Annotated in this window: 16 protein-coding genes; 7 read left to right on the top strand and 9 right to left on the bottom strand. The window is 67.5% G+C overall.

Annotated features, from left to right (window positions below; translation table 11 throughout):
* Positions 1-18: 18 nt before the first annotated feature.
* Entirely contained in the window at positions 19-708 is a 690-nt protein-coding gene (locus tag QP609_RS19615; protein ID WP_197621073.1) for an EcsC family protein, read from the bottom strand.
* Positions 709-1,030: 322 nt separating this feature from the next.
* Between QP609_RS19615 and QP609_RS19610 the strand changes: the two genes are divergently transcribed.
* On the top strand, positions 1,031-1,195 hold the full coding sequence (locus QP609_RS19610; RefSeq protein ID WP_005414774.1) for a hypothetical protein: 165 nt from the start codon (positions 1,031-1,033) through the stop codon (positions 1,193-1,195).
* A gap of 54 nt (positions 1,196-1,249) precedes the next feature.
* Here QP609_RS19610 and QP609_RS19605 read toward each other — a convergent pair whose 3' ends face one another.
* Positions 1,250-1,876: a YiiX/YebB-like N1pC/P60 family cysteine hydrolase gene (locus QP609_RS19605; RefSeq protein WP_049408871.1), complete on the bottom strand. Its 627-nt coding sequence runs from the start codon at positions 1,874-1,876 to the stop codon at positions 1,250-1,252.
* An 82-nt stretch (positions 1,877-1,958) separates the two neighbouring features.
* On the opposite strand from QP609_RS19605, the gene QP609_RS19600 reads away from it, so the two are divergent.
* The 3 genes from QP609_RS19600 to QP609_RS19590 all read left to right on the top strand — a co-directional run bounded on the left by QP609_RS19600 (position 1,959) and on the right by QP609_RS19590 (position 5,786).
* Entirely contained in the window at positions 1,959-2,471 is a 513-nt protein-coding gene (locus QP609_RS19600; RefSeq protein WP_032958753.1) for a hypothetical protein, read from the top strand.
* A 73-nt stretch (positions 2,472-2,544) separates the two neighbouring features.
* On the top strand, positions 2,545-4,383 hold the full coding sequence (locus tag QP609_RS19595) for a M3 family metallopeptidase (protein ID WP_197621074.1): 1,839 nt from the start codon (positions 2,545-2,547) through the stop codon (positions 4,381-4,383).
* A 2-nt stretch (positions 4,384-4,385) separates the two neighbouring features.
* The gene (locus QP609_RS19590) at positions 4,386-5,786 is read left to right on the top strand and encodes a TPM domain-containing protein (protein ID WP_197621079.1); all 1,401 of its coding nucleotides are present in this window, start codon (positions 4,386-4,388) and stop codon (positions 5,784-5,786) included.
* A 1-nt stretch (position 5,787) separates the two neighbouring features.
* Here QP609_RS19590 and QP609_RS19585 read toward each other — a convergent pair whose 3' ends face one another.
* The 3 genes from QP609_RS19585 to QP609_RS19575 are packed head-to-tail and all read right to left on the bottom strand — an operon-like array spanning position 5,788 to position 8,434.
* Positions 5,788-6,459 carry a VOC family protein gene (locus QP609_RS19585; protein ID WP_197556612.1) on the bottom strand — a complete coding sequence of 224 codons (672 nt, stop codon included), beginning with the start codon at positions 6,457-6,459 and terminating at the stop codon, positions 5,788-5,790.
* Positions 6,460-6,513: 54 nt separating this feature from the next.
* Positions 6,514-7,593: an alpha/beta hydrolase gene (locus QP609_RS19580; protein WP_126411469.1), complete on the bottom strand. Its 1,080-nt coding sequence runs from the start codon at positions 7,591-7,593 to the stop codon at positions 6,514-6,516.
* 13 nt (positions 7,594-7,606) lie between these two features.
* Positions 7,607-8,434, bottom strand: coding sequence for an AraC family transcriptional regulator (locus tag QP609_RS19575; RefSeq protein ID WP_126411468.1), 828 nt, complete (start codon positions 8,432-8,434; stop codon positions 7,607-7,609).
* A gap of 186 nt (positions 8,435-8,620) precedes the next feature.
* Between QP609_RS19575 and QP609_RS19570 the strand changes: the two genes are divergently transcribed.
* The 3 genes from QP609_RS19570 to QP609_RS19560 all read left to right on the top strand — a co-directional run bounded on the left by QP609_RS19570 (position 8,621) and on the right by QP609_RS19560 (position 12,943).
* A complete protein-coding gene (locus QP609_RS19570) occupies positions 8,621-9,022 on the top strand; it encodes a hypothetical protein (protein WP_014648738.1) in 402 nt (133 codons plus the stop codon).
* A gap of 217 nt (positions 9,023-9,239) precedes the next feature.
* Positions 9,240-11,642 carry a TonB-dependent receptor gene (locus QP609_RS19565; RefSeq protein WP_014648737.1) on the top strand — a complete coding sequence of 801 codons (2,403 nt, stop codon included), beginning with the start codon at positions 9,240-9,242 and terminating at the stop codon, positions 11,640-11,642.
* The gene (locus QP609_RS19560; RefSeq protein WP_197621075.1) at positions 11,642-12,943 is read left to right on the top strand and encodes an aminotransferase class V-fold PLP-dependent enzyme; all 1,302 of its coding nucleotides are present in this window, start codon (positions 11,642-11,644) and stop codon (positions 12,941-12,943) included. The genes QP609_RS19565 and QP609_RS19560 overlap by 1 nt, the downstream gene beginning before the upstream one ends.
* A 208-nt stretch (positions 12,944-13,151) precedes the next feature.
* Here QP609_RS19560 and QP609_RS19555 read toward each other — a convergent pair whose 3' ends face one another.
* The 4 genes from QP609_RS19555 to QP609_RS19540 are packed head-to-tail and all read right to left on the bottom strand — an operon-like array spanning position 13,152 to position 17,024.
* Positions 13,152-14,666 (bottom strand): PLP-dependent aminotransferase family protein, encoded by a 1,515-nt coding sequence (locus QP609_RS19555; protein WP_197621076.1) that lies wholly within the window; start codon positions 14,664-14,666, stop codon positions 13,152-13,154.
* Positions 14,667-14,675: 9 nt separating this feature from the next.
* Positions 14,676-15,275: a DUF6436 domain-containing protein gene (locus tag QP609_RS19550; RefSeq protein ID WP_032958773.1), complete on the bottom strand. Its 600-nt coding sequence runs from the start codon at positions 15,273-15,275 to the stop codon at positions 14,676-14,678.
* The gene (locus QP609_RS19545) at positions 15,275-15,553 is read right to left on the bottom strand and encodes a hypothetical protein (protein WP_169411283.1); all 279 of its coding nucleotides are present in this window, start codon (positions 15,551-15,553) and stop codon (positions 15,275-15,277) included. Before QP609_RS19545 ends, QP609_RS19550 begins: the two co-directional genes overlap by 1 nt.
* Positions 15,554-15,608: 55 nt before the next feature.
* Positions 15,609-17,024, bottom strand: coding sequence for a PLP-dependent aminotransferase family protein (locus tag QP609_RS19540; protein ID WP_197621077.1), 1,416 nt, complete (start codon positions 17,022-17,024; stop codon positions 15,609-15,611).
* Positions 17,025-17,101 lie beyond the last annotated feature (77 nt).

The following is a 17,101-nucleotide window of genomic DNA, read 5'->3' as shown; positions in this document are numbered from 1 at the left end:
GGCCAGAACGCGCGCTGCTCAGATTTCATTGGGCTTGTTGCCCAGTGCGGCATCCGCTTCGAACCAGCTTCGCGCAGTATTGCCAACATACTTGGTCAACGCATAGTTGGCCCCTGAGCCGATGACGACTCCGATGCCGAACGGAACGGCTTTTTCCAGCGCCTTGCGGGTAAAGGTGATGCCGATCTTCTTGAAGAGTTCCTTGAGAGCTTGCAACACGGCGCCCTTCAAGTACTGACGGACCATCTTTACGCCGGCATTTGAGGCGATCCGAGTCGACGCTTCGACGCCGAGCTTCTCCAGAGAACCTCCTGCGGCGATGAGAAAAGCCAGGTGCCTGGCGTCTTCGCCATTCACGTCCCATCCATAGGCCTCAGCCAAGCACATGGTCATGTCGACCTGCAGTTTCATGCTGATGCTTGCATCGGCGAGACCACCGCCAACCATTGCCAGGGCCGTACCAATTCCCGGGATGACCCCGGTCAGAGCAGTCGCTCCCCCCGTGGTGGCTGACATCCGGCAATAACGGCTGATGATCTTGTCGGCCACCAACCCTGCAACCTCGTGCTGGCCGCGTGTTGGATCCCGGGAGAGAATCTGGCGCCTGTACTGGGCGACGAGGGCCTTCGCGTCTGCGGGACTGATCGCGATGCTCTCGACCGCTTTGAGGAGGCGAGAGTCACTTGCTTCTGCAACCACGGCGTTCATTTAGACGTTCCTTGTTGATGCTTGGAAAGATGGGCCGTCCATAGCAGCCCGTCCGCAGCCTATCGGCTTCGGGTAGCCATTCTTGAGCGAACGCTCGCGCATTCCGGTGCGCCCTACAGCACTGAATACGTGCTCCTGTCATTACCACATAAGGACATGCCGAACCCGCATGAATCCTTCAGCGGCTTGTGCCGCAAGGACTTTCGCGTGTTCATTCACGCGCGTACACACAGGTGTAGCCGTCCGCCAACGCGCGATTAACTCTTCGCTGCAGACGATGGCCCCGTCCACCGCATTCCGCGCGTGGCTTTGGAGATCGGACATGGCACAGCAGAACCAGAACCCGAACCAGAAGCAGCAGGGCCAGCAGAACCAGCAGGATCAGCAGCAGGGCCGTGGCCGCGACCAGCAGCAGCAACAGCAGCAGGAACAGCAGCAGCGCAACCAGCGCAATCAGCAGCAAGGTGGGCAGGACGAGGAAGAGTGACGTCGGTACCCACCCTGGGCACCCCCCGAAGCCCCGCCGCGCGCGGGGCTTCGCTTATTCCAGCACGCCGATGCGTTGCAGCACCGGCGCGGCCGACATGTCATTGGGATTGGTGCCGGGCTGATCCTGCGGCACCTCCATGCCCATGCCGCGGTACAGATCGACCCAGTGCTGTGCGATCTGCCCGGTCTGCGGATTGCGGAAGTTCATCGGCTGCAGCGCGAACACATGGTGCGCACGGAACGCACGCTCGATGAAGTCGGAACAGTAGTAGCTGTCCTCGTTCAACACATACGACGTGTTGTACGGCTTGCCCAGCATCATGCGCGCGGTGGCGACCGCATCCTTGATCGCCGCCTGCTGCGGTGCCCGCAGGCGATAGACCACGATCTGCCGCTGCTTGGCCCGGGCGTCCTGGCGGAACTCGACCAGCGATTGCCGACGCGATCCCTTCTCGTCCGCATGCAGTACCTCCCAGCCGTTTGGCGCCACAGCGACCAGGGCCACATGATCGAAGCTGGGCGCGCCCTGCTTGCCGGTGGCATCGTCGATGGCCGCACTTAGGCCGCTGCGGCCGGCGGTGACGAACAGCAGATCGCCTTCGTGGACATCGACGGCCATCGCCAGCGCTGGCCACAGGGCGGGCAACAGCAGGCCGATCATGAGCAGGAGGCGACGCATGGAGAGTCTCGGACAGGCGGAGTGCCGGAATTGTAGGGCGCGCGGTAGCATGGGACGACCCAACCGGATTCAGGATGAGCCCATGCGTCGAAACCGTTCCGCTGCCGTGCTGATGCTTGCCTGTGGCGTGGCCCTGGTTGCCTGCACGCCCGAGCCCCAGGTGACGCCCACGGAAGTGGCGCCTGCACATCCCGCGCCGTCGTCCACGGCGGCAGCGGTCCAGCCCGCACCGGTGCCTGCCAGCGGTGAATGCCCCTACTCGCAGTTCGATGCGTTCCTGAAGCACTTCGGCAACGAGATCGCGCTGCAGGAAAAGGCCACCGCCGATCCGCTGCTGGACAGCTACATCGATGCCGAGGCCGAGCCGGAACCGCGCAAGGTGGAAAGCCGCCTGGCGCTGGCCGATGTCGAGTGGCCGGTGATGCCCGATCCCGCCGCGTTGGCCGGGCAGGGCCGCGAGATGCAGGTCAGCACGCTGGCCGATGGGCAACGACAGGTACAGATCCGCACGCCGGACAGCAGCGACCAGCAGACCTACACCTTCGCGCAGTCGCCCTGCTGGACGCTGGTCAAGCGCGAGGATGAGTCGATCTGATGCCTGTCCCGGCACAGGCGCGGCCGGGCGGGGGCTGCTAGGCTCGGAGCCTGATCCAGGCAGGGAGACGCCGATGCAGGCTCGCAGGATGTGCACCATCACCGCCACCATGACTGTCATGCTGGCAATGGCACCCTTCACCGGCGTCCAGGCGCAGTCGCTGCCGGCCGACGATAGCGCCTACTTCGCCAGTGCGGCAGCCGAACAGGCCGCGCGCGGCGAGCTGGGCAAGCGTGTCGAGGCCCTGCAGCAGGCTTCCGCGCTTGCACCTGCGCAACGCTTCCATCAGGCCGAGGCACTGCAGGCGCAGTGCCTGCGCCATCACAGCTATCTGCATCTGCAGGCCGCACGCAATGCCCGTGACCATCGCCCGACGCAGGCGCTGGACCAGGTGATGGGGCTGTGCAGCCGCATCGCCCACACCGGCCGCGCGGCGCTGCGCGAAGCGCCCGCAGACGCGGCGTGGGCAGCACCGTATGCCTTCCTGCGCGCGCGTGCGCTGAAGGACGCTGCAGCACCGGCCAGTACCGCACTGGATGAGGCCGTGGAGGCCCTGGCCGATCCGGCGCTGGACAGTTTCGCACGGCTGCGTGGGCAGATCCTGCGCAGTGCCGAGTACCCGCAGATCGAGCGTGATGGTCGGCACTGGGACACCGGGCACGACAAGCAGGCACTGGCCCAGCAGCAGGACCGCGCGTTGCGGGAAGCGGGCTGGAAGGGTTACTGGCAGGGCCTGCACTCGCGCCGCGAGCCGATGGCCTCGGTGCTGCTGGGCCTGGTGCAGGTGAACGATGCCGCCGCGCGCCTGCAGGGCGATGGTTCTGCACCGGCGCGGGGCTACCAGCGCATGGGCCTGGATGCATCGGCGGTGGATGCTACGCTGCAGGCGATCGGACGCCATGCAGGGGACCGTCGCGCCTACCAGGACATGCTGCTGCGCCACGCCGCGCGCTCAGGCATCGATGCGCCGCAGCTCTGGGATACCACGTTGCCCGATGCCGGCTATATGCCGCCGGTACTGACGCTGGCGCAGCTGCGCGACAATGCCGCCGATGCCATGCAGCACCTGGGGCCGGCATACGTCAGTGAGCTGCGTGCGCTGCTCGATCCGGCCAACCGGCGCATGGATCTGGCCACCGAACGTGGTGACCGCAGCCAGGACGCGTTCTCGGTAAGCGCTCCCGGCGTGCCGGCAATGCTGTTCGTTGGCGTGCGCCGTGGTGATCTGGAAAGCGATGTCGAGATCGCCCATGAAGCCGGTCATGCCATGCACGGTGAGTGGATGCAGCGCGGCCATGCCTCGCCGCTGCAGCGCAATGGCAGCCAGTGGCTGACCGAGGCCTTTGCCATCTACAACGAACTGCGCTTCCGCGACCAGCTGTACCAGCAGGCAGGGGACCCGCGGGCCAAGGCCTATTACCTGAAGTCACTGCTGGACGATATGGTGCTGCAGCTGTTCACGTCTTCCGAAGAGGCGCAGCTGGAGCAGTCGATCTACGAGGGCGTGGCGGACAACACGCTGGGTACCGCCGATGACCTGGACGCGTTGACCGGCCGGGTGCTGGCGCGCTTCGGTCAGGACCCGGAGCGCTATCCGCAGCTGTGCAACGGCTGGATCGGCAAGCGCCTGATGTATGACGACCCCAACTATCTGGTGAACTACCTCTATGCAGGGCTGCTGGCCGTGCAGCTGTTCGTGCAGGATCAACGCGACCCGGCAGGATTCCGTGAACGCTATCTCGCGGTGCTGGGTGAAGGCTTTGATCGTGCGCCGACCGAGCAGGTGGCGCAGTTGCTGGGGCACGCGCCCGACTGGCCGGCGCTGGTTGATGCTGATCTGCAGGTGTTCAACCAGGCGGTCGCGCAGCTGCAGGCGCTGCATGCGCGGATCGAGGCAGGGCAGGGCACGTGAAGATGCTGCGCAGGACGACGTGCACCCGGGTCACGGCATGGCTGTTGATGCTGTTGTGCCTGTTGCCGATGAGGGTGATGGCCGGTGCTGCGGTCCCTGCGCTGGATGACCCGGTGGTGGACGCCGCCAACGCACTTTCGGCGGATACCCGCGACATACTGCGCACGCAGGCCTTCAAGTTGCAGGCGCGCACCGGCGCGCAGCTGCAGGTGCTGGTGGTCGACCATGCTGGCGACGAGGGCATCGAGGCCTACGCACAGCGGGCGTTCGACCAGTGGCAGCTGGGCCGGGAAGGCGTTGACGATGGCGTGCTGCTGCTCGTGGCCGTGCAGGACCGCCGTGTACGCATCCAGACCGGTTACGGTCTGGAGGGCGCGATTCCAGATGCCTATGCCGCCCGCATCATCGACAAGGCGATCGTGCCGCGTTTCCGCGATGGCGACCTTGACCAGGGCCTGCTGGATGGAACGAAGGTCGTGGTCGCGCTGATCGATGGCGAGGACCTGCCGGCCTGGGAAGCGCCATCGATGCGCAACGTGCTGCCGGCCGATTGGCGCAGCGCGGATTCCGTGGTTGCAATGACGCTGCTGGCCGGCTTCCTTGCGGGTCTGTGGCGCTCACCGCCCTCGGCGCCCGCGGCCAGGATGCCGGACGACCTCGCACGCAGGCATCGCGAGCGCCAGCGTGGAGCGCCACGCGAGGTCACCACGCCGCAGGCGCGCCCGAAGCGATTGCCGGCCTGGGGTCGCCCGCTGCTGGTGACGGCTGTGGTAGCCGCGGGTCTGCTGTCGGCGGCTATGTGGGCGCCACGCCAGGCATTGGCAGCGGTCTGCCTCGTATTGGCGTTGTGCGTACCGGTGGCGAGCCTGCTTGGCTGGTGCTGGCGCCGCAGCCGAGGTGTGCGCGTGGTGCTGCTCGGCATGCTCGGGGTCAGTTCGGGGTTCTTGGTGGTGATGATGCTGCGTGGCCAGTTGCCGCCCAGTCTGGCCCTGCACACGTTGCTGGACCTGGCGGCAGGCATCGTAGCCATGCTGCTGTTCTTCCTCGTGCAGGCGTGCCGCGCGCGCTGGCACAAGGACCGCAGCAGCTTCGGGGTGAGGTTCGCAGTGCTCTTGCTGCTGACCGCTGGCTACGTGCTCTTCGCACTGCTGGCCATTGATCGCGCCGACCCGGTGGCACGCCTTGCCGCGACGATCGGGTGGGGTGCCGGCACGGTCGTGCTGTACTTCGCCTGGATTTTCACCATGCTGCCCGGTGAGAAGGCACGCGGCAGCCGCAGATCATCCGTCGGCCACCGCAGTGCGTCCAGCAGCCCGTCGTCAAGTTCGTCTGCGAGCAGCTCCAGCAGCTGGTCCGGAGGCGGCGGCCGCAGCGGCGGAGGTGGTGCGTCGGGCAGCTGGTAGTTCAGGCTGCCTGTACCCGCCAGCCGAGCACAACGTCCTCCACGACACCGGGGCCAGCCACGTCGCCCACCTGCAGCAACAGCCCCTGCGCATTGGGCAGGTCCTTCTGCTCGGGAAACCACCGTCGATCGGCCGCGACCACGATCAGCAGGCCCTCGTCGTCGCCCATCGGTGCGAACTGCGGCGAAGCCGGGCTGATCGGCTGCAGGCCGAAACGTTGGTTGGACAGTTCGCGTACGGCCTCGACATCGCGGCTGGGCAGGCCGACTTCGCTCAGGCAGGTCAGCTCGCTGCCATGGAACACGCCTTCGCGAGCGCTGGCCGGCAGGCGGCGGCGGCCGATCAGTTCAAGGATCAGGCCGTCCGGGCCGGTGAAGTACACCGACTGCGACTGCCAGCTGCTCTCCAGCGCGAAGTAGTCCAGCCCCGCCGGATTGCGCTGCAGCGGCGTGCGCTCACGCAACCACGTCATTGCCTCGCTGAAGCGGTTGTCCGGCACGTTGAAGGCCAGATGCACGCCACCCACCGGACGCCCCGCCGCAGGCTGAAGTTCGAGGGTGCTCCAGCCGATGTGCACATGGTTGCCGACCACGCGCTGCTGCAGCACATCGTGGAAATATGTGGCCACGGAAGCGACGTCGGATACCGGCAGAGTGAGGTGCAGCAGGCGCATGATCGATTCTCCGTGGACGCGCCCACTGTAGCGCCGGGCCATGCCCGGCGGCCACTAGCGCAGCGAATGGTTGAAGAACCGTATTGCCGCGTCCGCTGCCTGCGCGTGGGTCTGCGCCTTCGGCACCGATGTGCTGCACAGGTCCTGCAGCCGCTGTTGTCCGGCCGGGGTGCATGCGGCGAGGAAATCGTAATGGCCGACACCGGGCAGCACCTGCAGTGCAGCGCCCGCAATCACCGCACGCGCAGCCTCGCCATTGGTCTGTGGTGGCGCGACCGTGTCCGCCTGGCCCAGCACGATCGACACCGGCTGTTTCAGCGAGGAGAGCTGCTCGGGCGCAAAGGCCTGCACGATTGCCGGCGCCAGCAGGAACACCGCGCGCACGCCGGGAATGGCGCGTGCGTCGTTGGCGTGGGACATCCATGGCGACAGTTCGGGCGACGCCGCAGCGGCAACGCGCGCCTCCATCGTGTGCGTTGCCGCCTCCTGTTGGGGCTGGCAGACGCCGTCATCCGGATGTGCGGTGCAGAAGTCCCGCAATCGCTGCAGGTCCGGTCGCGCACCGGCTGCCAGCAGCGCGGTGTAGCCACCGGCCGAGAAGCCGGCGACCCCCAGGCGCTCAGGATCGACATGCGGGCCCAGCACCGGATCAGCTTGCACGGCCGCCAGTGCGGCACGCAGGTCATCGGCGCGCAACCAGGTCAGAAGGCTGCCGGGCAGGGTCATGGTGTCAACGCCGTTGTTGCCTGGATGATCCACCGCAATCACCAGATACCCGGCCCGCGCCAGCGCCGTGCCCAGCCAACCCATCATGCGCGCGCTGCCGCCGTTGCCATGCGAGAGCAGCAGGGTCGGCAGGCGATCACCCGCGACCGGCGCATCCTTGGCCGACCGGCCGGCGTCGAACAGCGGCGCGTCGGGAGGACCGATGGTCAGCGCGTTTTCGCGGCTGCCGGCCTGTGCCGGATACCAGGCCGTGTAGCGCAGCGCGTCGCGGTGCCCTGCGTCGCGCACGGCGGCGCTGGCCAGCGTCGTCGTGCCGTGGCGCTCGCCGGCGACGCCGCTTTCGCGGGCGGCGCCGACGCTCGCGAACGCCAGCAGCATTCCTCCCAGCACAGCAGCGGTCATGCGCATCTTCAACTCCTTGTCAGTGGGGACGTTCTTCCACCGGCAGCCAGATCTCCACGCCGCCGTTGCCGCTATGCTCATCGAAACGCAGGTCGTAGCGTTCCAGATCGGGTGCATCGGCCAGGCTGAGGCCGGAGCCGGGCAGGTAGTGATCCAGCAACCAGAACCAGGTAGAGCGGATGGCCGAGATGTGTCCGCCGTGCCAAGCCACCAGGTAGCGGCGCGCCGGGATGTCCACGCGTCGCCAGTGCGCAGGCACGCTCGGCACCGCGCTTGCCGGTAGTGCCGCAATGTAGTCGAAGCCACCATCGTCATCACTGTTGCAGCACACGCCGAAGCTGACCGGTGCCGGCGTCGGCCACTCGCGGTTGAGCTGGGCCCATTGGCCCGGAATCGCGCCGCTGCTGTCGCGGGTATGCCGCATGCCGACGCCTGCCACCTGGAACGCGGGCGTATCGAGCAGCCGGGGGGCTTCAATGCAGGCTGACGGGGCCTCGTCCAGGCGGATCGCCTGCACCAGCGTCAGCCCATCGGTGCCCTGTTCGCGTACCCGTTCCGGTGTCTGCCCGAACTGTTCGCTGAAGGCACGGGTAAAGGCAGCATGGGTGGTGTAGCCGGCCCCCAGCGCCACCTGCAGGATGTCGCCCGCGCCGTTGGCCAACCGCTGCGCGGCAGCGGTCAGGCGGCGCCCGCGCAGGTAGCGCACCACCGAGGTGCCGGTGCGGGCCTGGAACAGGCGTGACAGATGAAACGGCGACAGGCCGGCCGCAGCGGCGATGTCGGCCAGCGCCAATGGCTGGTCCGCATGGGTTTCGATGTACCACAACGCCTTGCCTGCCGCGCTCATCCTGCCGTTCCCCGCATCCAATGCCGGCACAGTAGCGGATCGGCAGGCACGGCGTTTAGCAGTTCTTGCGCTGCCGGGGCTTTGCGTCTGCCTGCGTACCGGCAACAATGCGCGCTTCATGGACGTGATGGGGGGCAGGGAGATGCGATCGACGACGGGGGATGCCAGGCCAGCGGAGCCCGGCCGATGATCGAGATGATCGAAATGCTGCTTGCCCTCTGGGTACTTCCCAGTCTGTTGACCCTGGCGCTGATGCTGCTGATGTTGTTCGGCGCACCACGGTGGCGCGGCAATCCCTGGGTGTACCGTGTCGGCTTCGCGTTGCTGGGCGGGTTTCTGACACCGACGTTGTTGGGGGCCGGTCACGGTGGGTTGCCGTGCGCGACTATCGGCGGGCTGGTGATGATACTGACGCAGCTGCAATGGATCGGCGATCTGCAGGTCGACTTCATGGGGATCGGGATTCGCAACAGGGGCATCTGGATCATGTCCACCCCCGCCTTGGTGGTGTTCGCTGCCATGATGTTCGTTCCGCTGCGAACGGCACGGCCAGCCCGTTTCGGCTTTGGCGACGACGCCAACGGCTAGCCGCTGTGTGCGGGGATGGGGCGTGGGTCTGCATTGCCACCCATGCATGGCGTGGATCTACGGATGAGCCCTGGCAGGGGCCAACCTTGGTTGGCGCATCAAGCTGTCGTACTGACGTCATGCCTCCTTCACACATCGCGCCGAGACTGCGCGCCTTGTCCAGGCCTGTTGTGTGCGCACAGGTGCTGGCCCTGTCGCGTCCTCCCGGAGCCCTGCCGTGCATCGTTCGAAGCTTTCGCGTTCCATCCTCCTTGCCCTTTCCATGGCCAGCGCAGGAGGCGCGATCGCAACGGAGGCCGATGCGGTCGATGCCGCCGGCGGCAGCCGCGCCGCGCCCACCCAGCTCGACGCGATGCTGGTCACCGGTACCCGCGCGTCCAACCGCACCCAGTTCGAAACGCTGGCGCCGGTGGATGTGTTCAGCAAGGAAGACATCAGGTCCGTCGAATCCACCGACCTGAAGGACGTGCTGGCCCAGCTGGTGCCGTCGTTCGTGGTGCAGCGCCTGCCGATGGCGGACGGCCAGGTGTTCGTGCGTCCGGCGACGCTGCGTGGCCTGTCGCCGGACCAGACCCTGGTGCTGGTCAACGGTCGCCGCTTCCACCGCAGCGCGCTGCTCGGCAACCGTGGTGCACAGGCCGCTGATCTGGCACAGATTCCAACCAGCGCGATCAAGCGCATCGAGGTGCTGCGTGATGGCGCGTCGGCGCAGTACGGCTCGGACGCCATCGCCGGCGTCATCAACATCATCCTGGAGGATGGGCCGGGTAGCGAGATCACCGCCGGCTACTCGCAGTACGCGCAGGGCGACGGTGCTTCGCGCGATTTCAGTGCGCGCACCGGCTGGTCGCTGGGCGACTATGGCAGCCTGGTGCTGTTCGCCGAATCGTCCACCTCCGACGCCACCTCGCGCACCCGCCAGCGCCCCGATGCCATCGCCTACCAGGCCGCGCATCCGGAGCTGGAGGTGCCCAACCCGGTGCAGCGCTGGGGCCAGCCGGAACTGGAAAGCCGCCGCGTCGGCTTCAACGTAAAGGCCAACGCCAGCGATACGCTGGAGCTCTATGCCTTTGGCCTGTACAGCCACAGCAATGGCGTCAGCGATTTCAACTGGCGCAACCCGGACACCACCACCGGCGCGTACCGCACCACCGCCATCTTCCCGGGCTGGAACCTGCGCTCGCTGTATCCGGTCGGCTTCAGCCCGCAGTACGGCAACGTGCAGAACGATCTGCAGCTGGTCGGTGGCCTGCGCGGCGAGATCACGCCGAAGCTGCGCTGGGATGTCAGCGCCTCGTATGGCCGCAACGCCATCGACTATCGCCTGAAGAACTCGATCAACGCCTCGCTCGGCCCGGCCAGCCCGACCGACTTCGATCTCGGCCGCCTGACCCAGACCGAGAAGAACGCCAACGCCGACTTCAACTACGAATGGGACGTGGCTGCGCTGTCCAAGCCGATCAACGTCGCCTTCGGTGGCGAGTTCCGCCAGGAAACCTACCAGGTGCGCGCCGGTGATCCGGCCTCGTACGCGGTGGGTCCGGGCGCGGCCGCGGGCCTGGAGGCCAACTCCAATGGCGCGCCGGGCTTCTCGGCCAGCCAGGCCGGGCAGTGGAGCCAGCGCAGCAAGGCCGCCTACGTGGACATGGAAGTGCCGCTGGGCGAGCGCTGGAGCATCGGTGCAGCCAGCCGCTATGAGGACTTCTCCAGCTTCGGCAGCACACTGGACGGCAAACTGTCGGCGCGCTTCGCGATCACCCCGGACGTCGCCCTGCGCGGCACCGTGTCCACCGGCTTCCGCGCGCCGACGCCGGCGCAGCTCAACACCACCAGCACCACCCAGGGGTTGGATACGCGCACGCTGCAGATCTTCACCAGCGGCCGCCTGTCGCCGAACGATCCGCTGGCGCAGCTGCTCGGTGCCAGGCCGTTGAAGCCGGAAGAATCGCGTACCGCATCGCTGGGCCTGACCTGGCGCACCGACCTGGGCCTGTCCGGCTCGGTGGATGTCTACCAGATCAAGCTCACCGACCGCTTCAGCCAGTCGGCCAGTTTCGCCATTCCGGCCGGTACGCCCAATCCGCTGGGCTATACCTCGGTGAACTACTTCACCAACGACTTCGACACCACCACCACCGGCGTGGACGTGGTCGGCAACTACCTGCGCGACCTCGGCGCGGGCCGCATGACGCTGACCCTGGCCTACAACTACAACCGCACCCGCGTGGACAACGGCAGCACCTCGGTGGCAACCAACGAGACCCAGCGCGTGCTGTTCGAAGACCGCCTGCCCGAGCACAAGGGCAGCCTGACCGGCAGCTGGGACATCGGTGCCTGGTCGCTGATGGCGCGCATGCGCTACTACGGTGCCTGGACCGATTCCAGCGGCAATGCGGTGGGCGATATCTACCAGCGTTTCGGTGCGATGAGCTTCCTCGACCTGGCCGTCGGCTATCGCATCAACGAACATCACAGCCTGCGCGTGGGTGCCGACAACGTGTTCGACCGCTATCCGGACGAAGCCACCTTCCAGGCCAGTCGCGGCCTGGTCTACTCGCGCAACGCGCCGTACGACACCGACGGTGCCAACCTGTACGCACAGTACCGGCTGAGCTTCTGATGGACCGCAACCGCCGCGTCCTGTTGCGTACCGGTGCACTGCTGCCGGCTGCAGCTGCGCTGTCTTCACTGCCCGCCATGGCTGCCGCGGGTTACGCTGCGCCCATGCAGATTCCCGCAACGACCGTAGCGCCGGACGCGCTGGCCCGCGATGAAGGCTACTGGGCCGCCGTGGCCAGCCACTTCGACATCACCGATGAAGTGAACCACCTGGAGAACGGCTACTGGGGCGCGATGGGCCGCGAGACGCTGGCCAGCTACCAGCGCCACACCGCCGAGGTGAACCGTGGCAACGCCTGGTACGGCCGTCATGAGTTCCCGGCGCAGTACATGGCGGTGCACCGGCAGGTGGCCGAACTGCTGGGCGTGGGCGCCGACGAGATCGCACTGACCCGTGGCGCCACCGAAGCGATGCTGGCGCTGATCGGTGGCTACAACCGCCTGCGGCCCGGCGACCAGGTGCTGTACGCCGACATCGACTACGACAGCATGATCGGTGCGATGCGTTGGCTGCAGCAGCGCCGTGGCGTGCAGGTCGAGCGCATCGCGCTGCCGGTGGTGCCCGACCATGCGCAGATCCTGCAGGCCTACGAGGCCGCGTTCGCGCGGCTGCCACGCCTGAAGCTGGTGCTGCTGACCCAGGTCAGCCATCGCCATGGGCTGGTGCTGCCGGTGGCCGAGATCGCCGAGCGTGCACGCGCACGCGGTATCGACGTGATCGTCGATGCGGCGCACGGGTTCGGCCAGATCGACTACGCGGTGCCGCAGCTCAAGGCCGATTTCGTCGGCATCAACCTGCACAAGTGGATCGGCGCACCGGTCGGTGTCGGCGCGATGTACGTGCGCAGGGGCCGCGTTGCGGACCTCGACCCGTACATGGGCGAGACCGACGACGGCCGCGTGGGCAGCCGCGTACATACCGGCACGGTCAACTTCGCCGCTTACCTGGCACTTCCGGAGGCGATTGCCCTGCACCAGCGCATCGGTGCGGACAACAAGCAGGCGCGCCTGCGTTACCTGCGCGAGCGCTGGACGCTGCCGGCGCGGCAGATGGCGCACATCGAAGTGCTGTCTTCGCCGGATCCGGCGTTGGCGAGTGCATTGGCCAGCTTCCGCCTGCGCGGGCGCACCAGCGTGGCTGACAACATCGCGCTGCAGAAGCGCCTGTTGGATGAGCATCGCGTGTTCACCACCCATCGCGACGGCTTGGACTCCGGCGCCTGCGTGCGGGTGACGCCGTCGGTGTTCACCCGGCCGCAGCAGATGGATGCGCTGGTGAAGGCCCTCTCCGCCTTGGCCTGACCCTGCTCTGGTGGGTGCCAACCTTGGTTGGCACATTCCAACCGTGCCGGGGAATCTTCCGCCGGCCAGCGGCCGGCACTATCGGTCGGGTGGGTGCCAACTGTTGGTTGGCACATTCCAACCGTGCTGAGGAGTCTTCCGCCGGCCAGCGGCCGGCACTACCGGTCGGGTGGGTGCCGACCGTTGGTCGGCACATCCCATTCCAGGGCTACCGCTCGATCGCCGGCAACGCGTCCGACAACAACAACCGGTCAATCCGTTGCAGCGCACTTTCCAGCTGCCGGCGATCGGCCGCCAGCCCCAGCGACAGCCGCACGCCGTTCTGATGCTGCACCCCCGGCGGGCAGAATGCCGATGAAGGCGCGATCGCCAGCCCCTGCAGCTGTGCGGTACGCACCAGGGTGGCGTCAGTCCATGGCGCTGGTACCCGGCACCAGGCATGCAGGCCTTCGGCGCGCAGCAGCAGCGAAGGCGCCAGCAGGTAGCGCGCCATGCGCATGCGCTCGTGCGCTTCGCTGCGCACCTGCGCCAGCAGCGACTGCGCCGAACCATCCAGCAGCAGCTGGCTGGCCAGCGCCGAGACCAGCGGATGACCCATCAACCGCGTCGCCCGCAATGCAGCCGTCATCGACTCGGCGTGCGCAGCGCTTGGGCACTGCACGAACGCAGTGCGCAGGCCGGGGCTGATCACCTTCGACAGCGTCGCCACGTAGAACACATGGCGCGGTGCCAGCGCCGCCAGCGGTGTCGGTGCATCCTCGGCGAGGTGCCAGTAAGGATCGTCTTCGATCGCCAGCAGGCCTTCCCTCTCCAGAACACGCGCCAGCGCTTCGCGCCGCTGCAGCGGCAGGCTCAGCGCGGTCGGGTTCTGGCAGGTGGGGTTGAGATAGACCAACCGCGCGCCGCTTTCGCGTGCCAGCCGGGCCAGCGCATCGGGGCACATGCCGTGTTCGTCGCTGTCCACCGGCAGCAGCCGCCGGCCCAGTGCGGCTGCTGCCTGCAGCAGGCCCGGATAGACCAGCGCATCGCAGAGGATCGCATCATCGTCGCGGCCCTGGCTGACCAGGATCGCGGCAAGCGCCACCTGCGCGCCTTCGGTCAGCAACACGCTGGCATCCTCCACCGCGCCCAGCATCGGTTGCAGCCAGCGCGCTGCCGCGTGGCGGTCGGTGGGATTGCCGCCGCCCAGGTGGTAGGTCATCAGGTTCGGCGCGTTGCTGCGCGCAAGCACGGCGGCGGCACCGCGGCGCAGGGTCTCGGCCAGCGCATCGGCATCGGGCACCGGCGGCACGTTCATGCTCAGGTCCACCACCTGGTCGAAGCCGGCCTTGGGTGGTGCGATGAAACTGCCTTGTGGCCCGCGTGCCTCGATCAGGCCGCGCTTGCGCGCTTCGTCGAACGCCCGCGTTACCGTGGTCAGGTCGACGCCGAGCTGCTGCGCCAACGCGCGCTGCGAGGGCAGGCGTTGTCCTGGTGCAAGCCCTCCGCGACGCACCGTGCGCTCCAGCGAATTGACGATGCGCAGGTAGATCGGCCCGTTGTGCGCGAGCACGTCCTGCACCCATTCGCGGGCTGCGACATCCGGTCGCGGCATGTACGGAGCATGTCGGGGCGTATCGTTGCTTCCAACGGCGGGAGCCTGTCCATAACCATCGGTCGGTTCGGACAGGTGACCGCCGTTATTGCTTGTGGCGGCCACAGCGGCCAGCGTCAGTGGTGTCATTGCGCGTCCTCAGCGCTTGGCCTGCCAGGGGCAGTAGCAGCCCACGGCAAGCAGTCCTTTCGGGCGCACGGTTTCGCCGCGCACCAGTCTGTCCAGCAGTGGTTCGACGAAGCTGTTGGCCGAGTTGCAGACCATGCCGATGCTGTACGGGCCGGCATAGGCGAGGTGGCCCTGCCGGTCCCAGATCGCCACGGCAGGGCTCGCCGGGATGTGTTCGATGCCGTCGATGGTCGGCAGGTTGATCACCTTGTTGCGCAGCGGCTCAGGCAGTTCGCCGTGGGTACCGGGGCGGCGGATCGCATAGAAGTCGATGCCGGCGCGGCGGTACATGCTGATCAGGTAGCTCAGGTGTGCGCCGGTTTCGCGGTTGCAGACGGCACACGCCGGGTCCCAGAAGTGCACCACGCGGATGCGGCCGGTATCGCCGGCCAGATCGGACGGCAGGCGCAGCTGCGAGTCGTCGAAGACGATGGCCTGTTCGGTGAACGTCGACTGCGCGCTGTAGCCGAAGTACTGCCACAGCGCAGCCGCCACGCCGGCCATGAACAGGCAGGCGAGGGCGATCATCGTCGGCAGCAGCCAGCGGCGGCGCGGCGCGGCTGCGCCCATCAGGACGCGTCCCCGCCGAACTTGTGCACGTACTGCTTGCGCATCTCGCGGCAGGAGTCGGCCTGCGCGCGACGCTGGATCTCGCTACGCGACGGATCCTCGCTGCGCTGCACGCATTGCTCGATGGCGTGGCGCTCGGCGGCCTGCACATCCACGGTCTGCGGCTGCAGGCAGACCCAGGCCAGCGCAGCCAGCATCAACACCACAAAGCCACCACAGCCGGCCATTACCAGGTGGAACTTCAGTCTCTCGGCGCGCATCGACGCACGTCCCTTCATCCATACATTGCATACAAAATATCATCTTGTATGGATGCGGCGCCATGCGCCCGGTTCAGACGATGGCGTTGTGCCGGGCCCCGGGGGCCTCAGACAGGATCTCGTTCAGTTTGGCCAGCGCCCCGGCCAGCGCATCCTGGTCAACTGCGCCGCCCAGCGACAGGCGGATGGCGTTGCCCGGTGGCGGTTCCTCCACGCTGAAGGCGTCCGAACTGGCGATGCCCAGCCCCTGTTCCTGTGCGGCCTGGATCAGCCGGTACCGGTCCAGCCGCGGCGGTAGCGGCAGCCATACGTGCAGGCCGGCCGGGTGCGCCCGCGCGCGGGACGGCAGGTACTGCGCGGCAATCGCCTGGCGCTCGCGCAGCTCCTGCTGGAAGCGCTGCACCATGTCCTGGGCCTGGCCGCTGCGGATCCACTGCGACGCCACCGCCACCATTGACTGGGTCGGCATCAGCGCGATCGCACGCAGGGCGTCCAGCACCGGTTCCATCGGTTCGCCGCCCGGCACCACCAGGTAGGCGGTGCGCAGGCCCGGTGCCAGGCACTTGGACAGGGTGGAGATGTAATACACCGGGCAGCCGGCGTCGCGGTGGGCGGCCAGCGGCGGTGCGGCGTCCCCGGCCAGCAACCAGTAGGGATCGTCTTCGATCACGGTCAGATCGTGGCGTTTCGCGACCGCCAGCAGGGCCTGCCGGCGTTGTGCCGACATCGTCGCCGTGGTCGGGTTCTGGATGGTCGGTACCAAGTACAGCAGGCGCGGGCGGCGTAGCTGGCAGGCCTCTTCCAGCGCGTCGGGCAGCATGCCTTCGGCGTCCATTGCCACTGGCACCACACCCCGCTGCAGCACGCGCGCGGCGGCCAGCAGGCCCGGGTAGGTCAGTTGCTCGGCGGCGATCAGCTCGCCCGGCTGGGTGCGGGCCAGGATCAGTGCGCACAGTGCGGTCTGCGCGCCGGGGCAGATCACCACCTGGTCGGCACCCACCGTGCCCAGCACCGGTGACAGCCACTGCACGGCGGCGGCGCGGTCCTCGCGGGTGCCGGCGCCGACGTGGTAGCTCATCAGTTCGCCCTGGCCCAGCTGCTGGCCCACGTGCTGGAAACCGGCCTCCATGCCCTGTGCGAACGGCGCGCTGCCCAGCAGCGGCGGGATGTTCATGCTCAGGTCCACCGAGGTGCTGCGGTTGCCGGCCGACAGCGCGATGAAGGTGCCGCCGGCGCCCTGCGCATCCAGCAGGCCAGCCTGGCGCAGCTCGGCAAAGGCCCGGGTGACCGTGGTCAGGTCCACGCCCACCTGCTGGGCCAGGTCGCGCTGCGGCGGCAGTCGGTCGCCCGGACGCAGCACGCCGTCATCCACTGCCTCGCGCACCTGCTGGGCGATCTGCAGGTACAGCGGGCCAGCGCCCTCGCGGAAGGGGCGAACCCAGGTGCGATTGGGGTGTTTCAGGCGGCGGCCGGCGGCAGGTGGCGTCATCGGTCAGTTTTTCCATACGTGCAGATGCACAAGTCCATACAATGATGTATCTTGTATGGGCTTGATTGGAGTGGATC

The sequence above is a fragment of the Stenotrophomonas sp. 8(2023) genome (assembly GCF_030345295.1).
GTDB lineage: Bacteria > Pseudomonadota > Gammaproteobacteria > Xanthomonadales > Xanthomonadaceae > Stenotrophomonas > Stenotrophomonas muris.
This window is presented reverse-complemented; position numbering and strand designations above follow the sequence as displayed.

Coding starts and splice junctions, on each gene's coding strand:
- QP609_RS19550 (WP_032958773.1), bottom strand. CDS start 15,275: ATGGGCGCAGCCGCGCCGCGCCGCCGCTGGCTGCTGCCGACGATGATC.
- QP609_RS19575 (WP_126411468.1), bottom strand. CDS start 8,434: ATGAGCGCGGCAGGCAAGGCGTTGTGGTACATCGAAACCCATGCGGAC.
- QP609_RS19595 (WP_197621074.1), top strand. CDS start 2,545: ATGCAGGCTCGCAGGATGTGCACCATCACCGCCACCATGACTGTCATG.
- QP609_RS19615 (WP_197621073.1), bottom strand. CDS start 708: ATGAACGCCGTGGTTGCAGAAGCAAGTGACTCTCGCCTCCTCAAAGCG.
- QP609_RS19605 (WP_049408871.1), bottom strand. CDS start 1,876: ATGCGTCGCCTCCTGCTCATGATCGGCCTGCTGTTGCCCGCCCTGTGG.
- QP609_RS19610 (WP_005414774.1), top strand. CDS start 1,031: ATGGCACAGCAGAACCAGAACCCGAACCAGAAGCAGCAGGGCCAGCAG.
- QP609_RS19560 (WP_197621075.1), top strand. CDS start 11,642: ATGGACCGCAACCGCCGCGTCCTGTTGCGTACCGGTGCACTGCTGCCG.
- QP609_RS19585 (WP_197556612.1), bottom strand. CDS start 6,459: ATGCGCCTGCTGCACCTCACTCTGCCGGTATCCGACGTCGCTTCCGTG.
- QP609_RS19545 (WP_169411283.1), bottom strand. CDS start 15,553: ATGAAGGGACGTGCGTCGATGCGCGCCGAGAGACTGAAGTTCCACCTG.
- QP609_RS19570 (WP_014648738.1), top strand. CDS start 8,621: ATGATCGAGATGATCGAAATGCTGCTTGCCCTCTGGGTACTTCCCAGT.
- QP609_RS19600 (WP_032958753.1), top strand. CDS start 1,959: ATGCGTCGAAACCGTTCCGCTGCCGTGCTGATGCTTGCCTGTGGCGTG.
- QP609_RS19580 (WP_126411469.1), bottom strand. CDS start 7,593: ATGCGCATGACCGCTGCTGTGCTGGGAGGAATGCTGCTGGCGTTCGCG.
- QP609_RS19540 (WP_197621077.1), bottom strand. CDS start 17,024: ATGACGCCACCTGCCGCCGGCCGCCGCCTGAAACACCCCAATCGCACC.
- QP609_RS19555 (WP_197621076.1), bottom strand. CDS start 14,666: ATGACACCACTGACGCTGGCCGCTGTGGCCGCCACAAGCAATAACGGC.
- QP609_RS19590 (WP_197621079.1), top strand. CDS start 4,386: ATGCTGCGCAGGACGACGTGCACCCGGGTCACGGCATGGCTGTTGATG.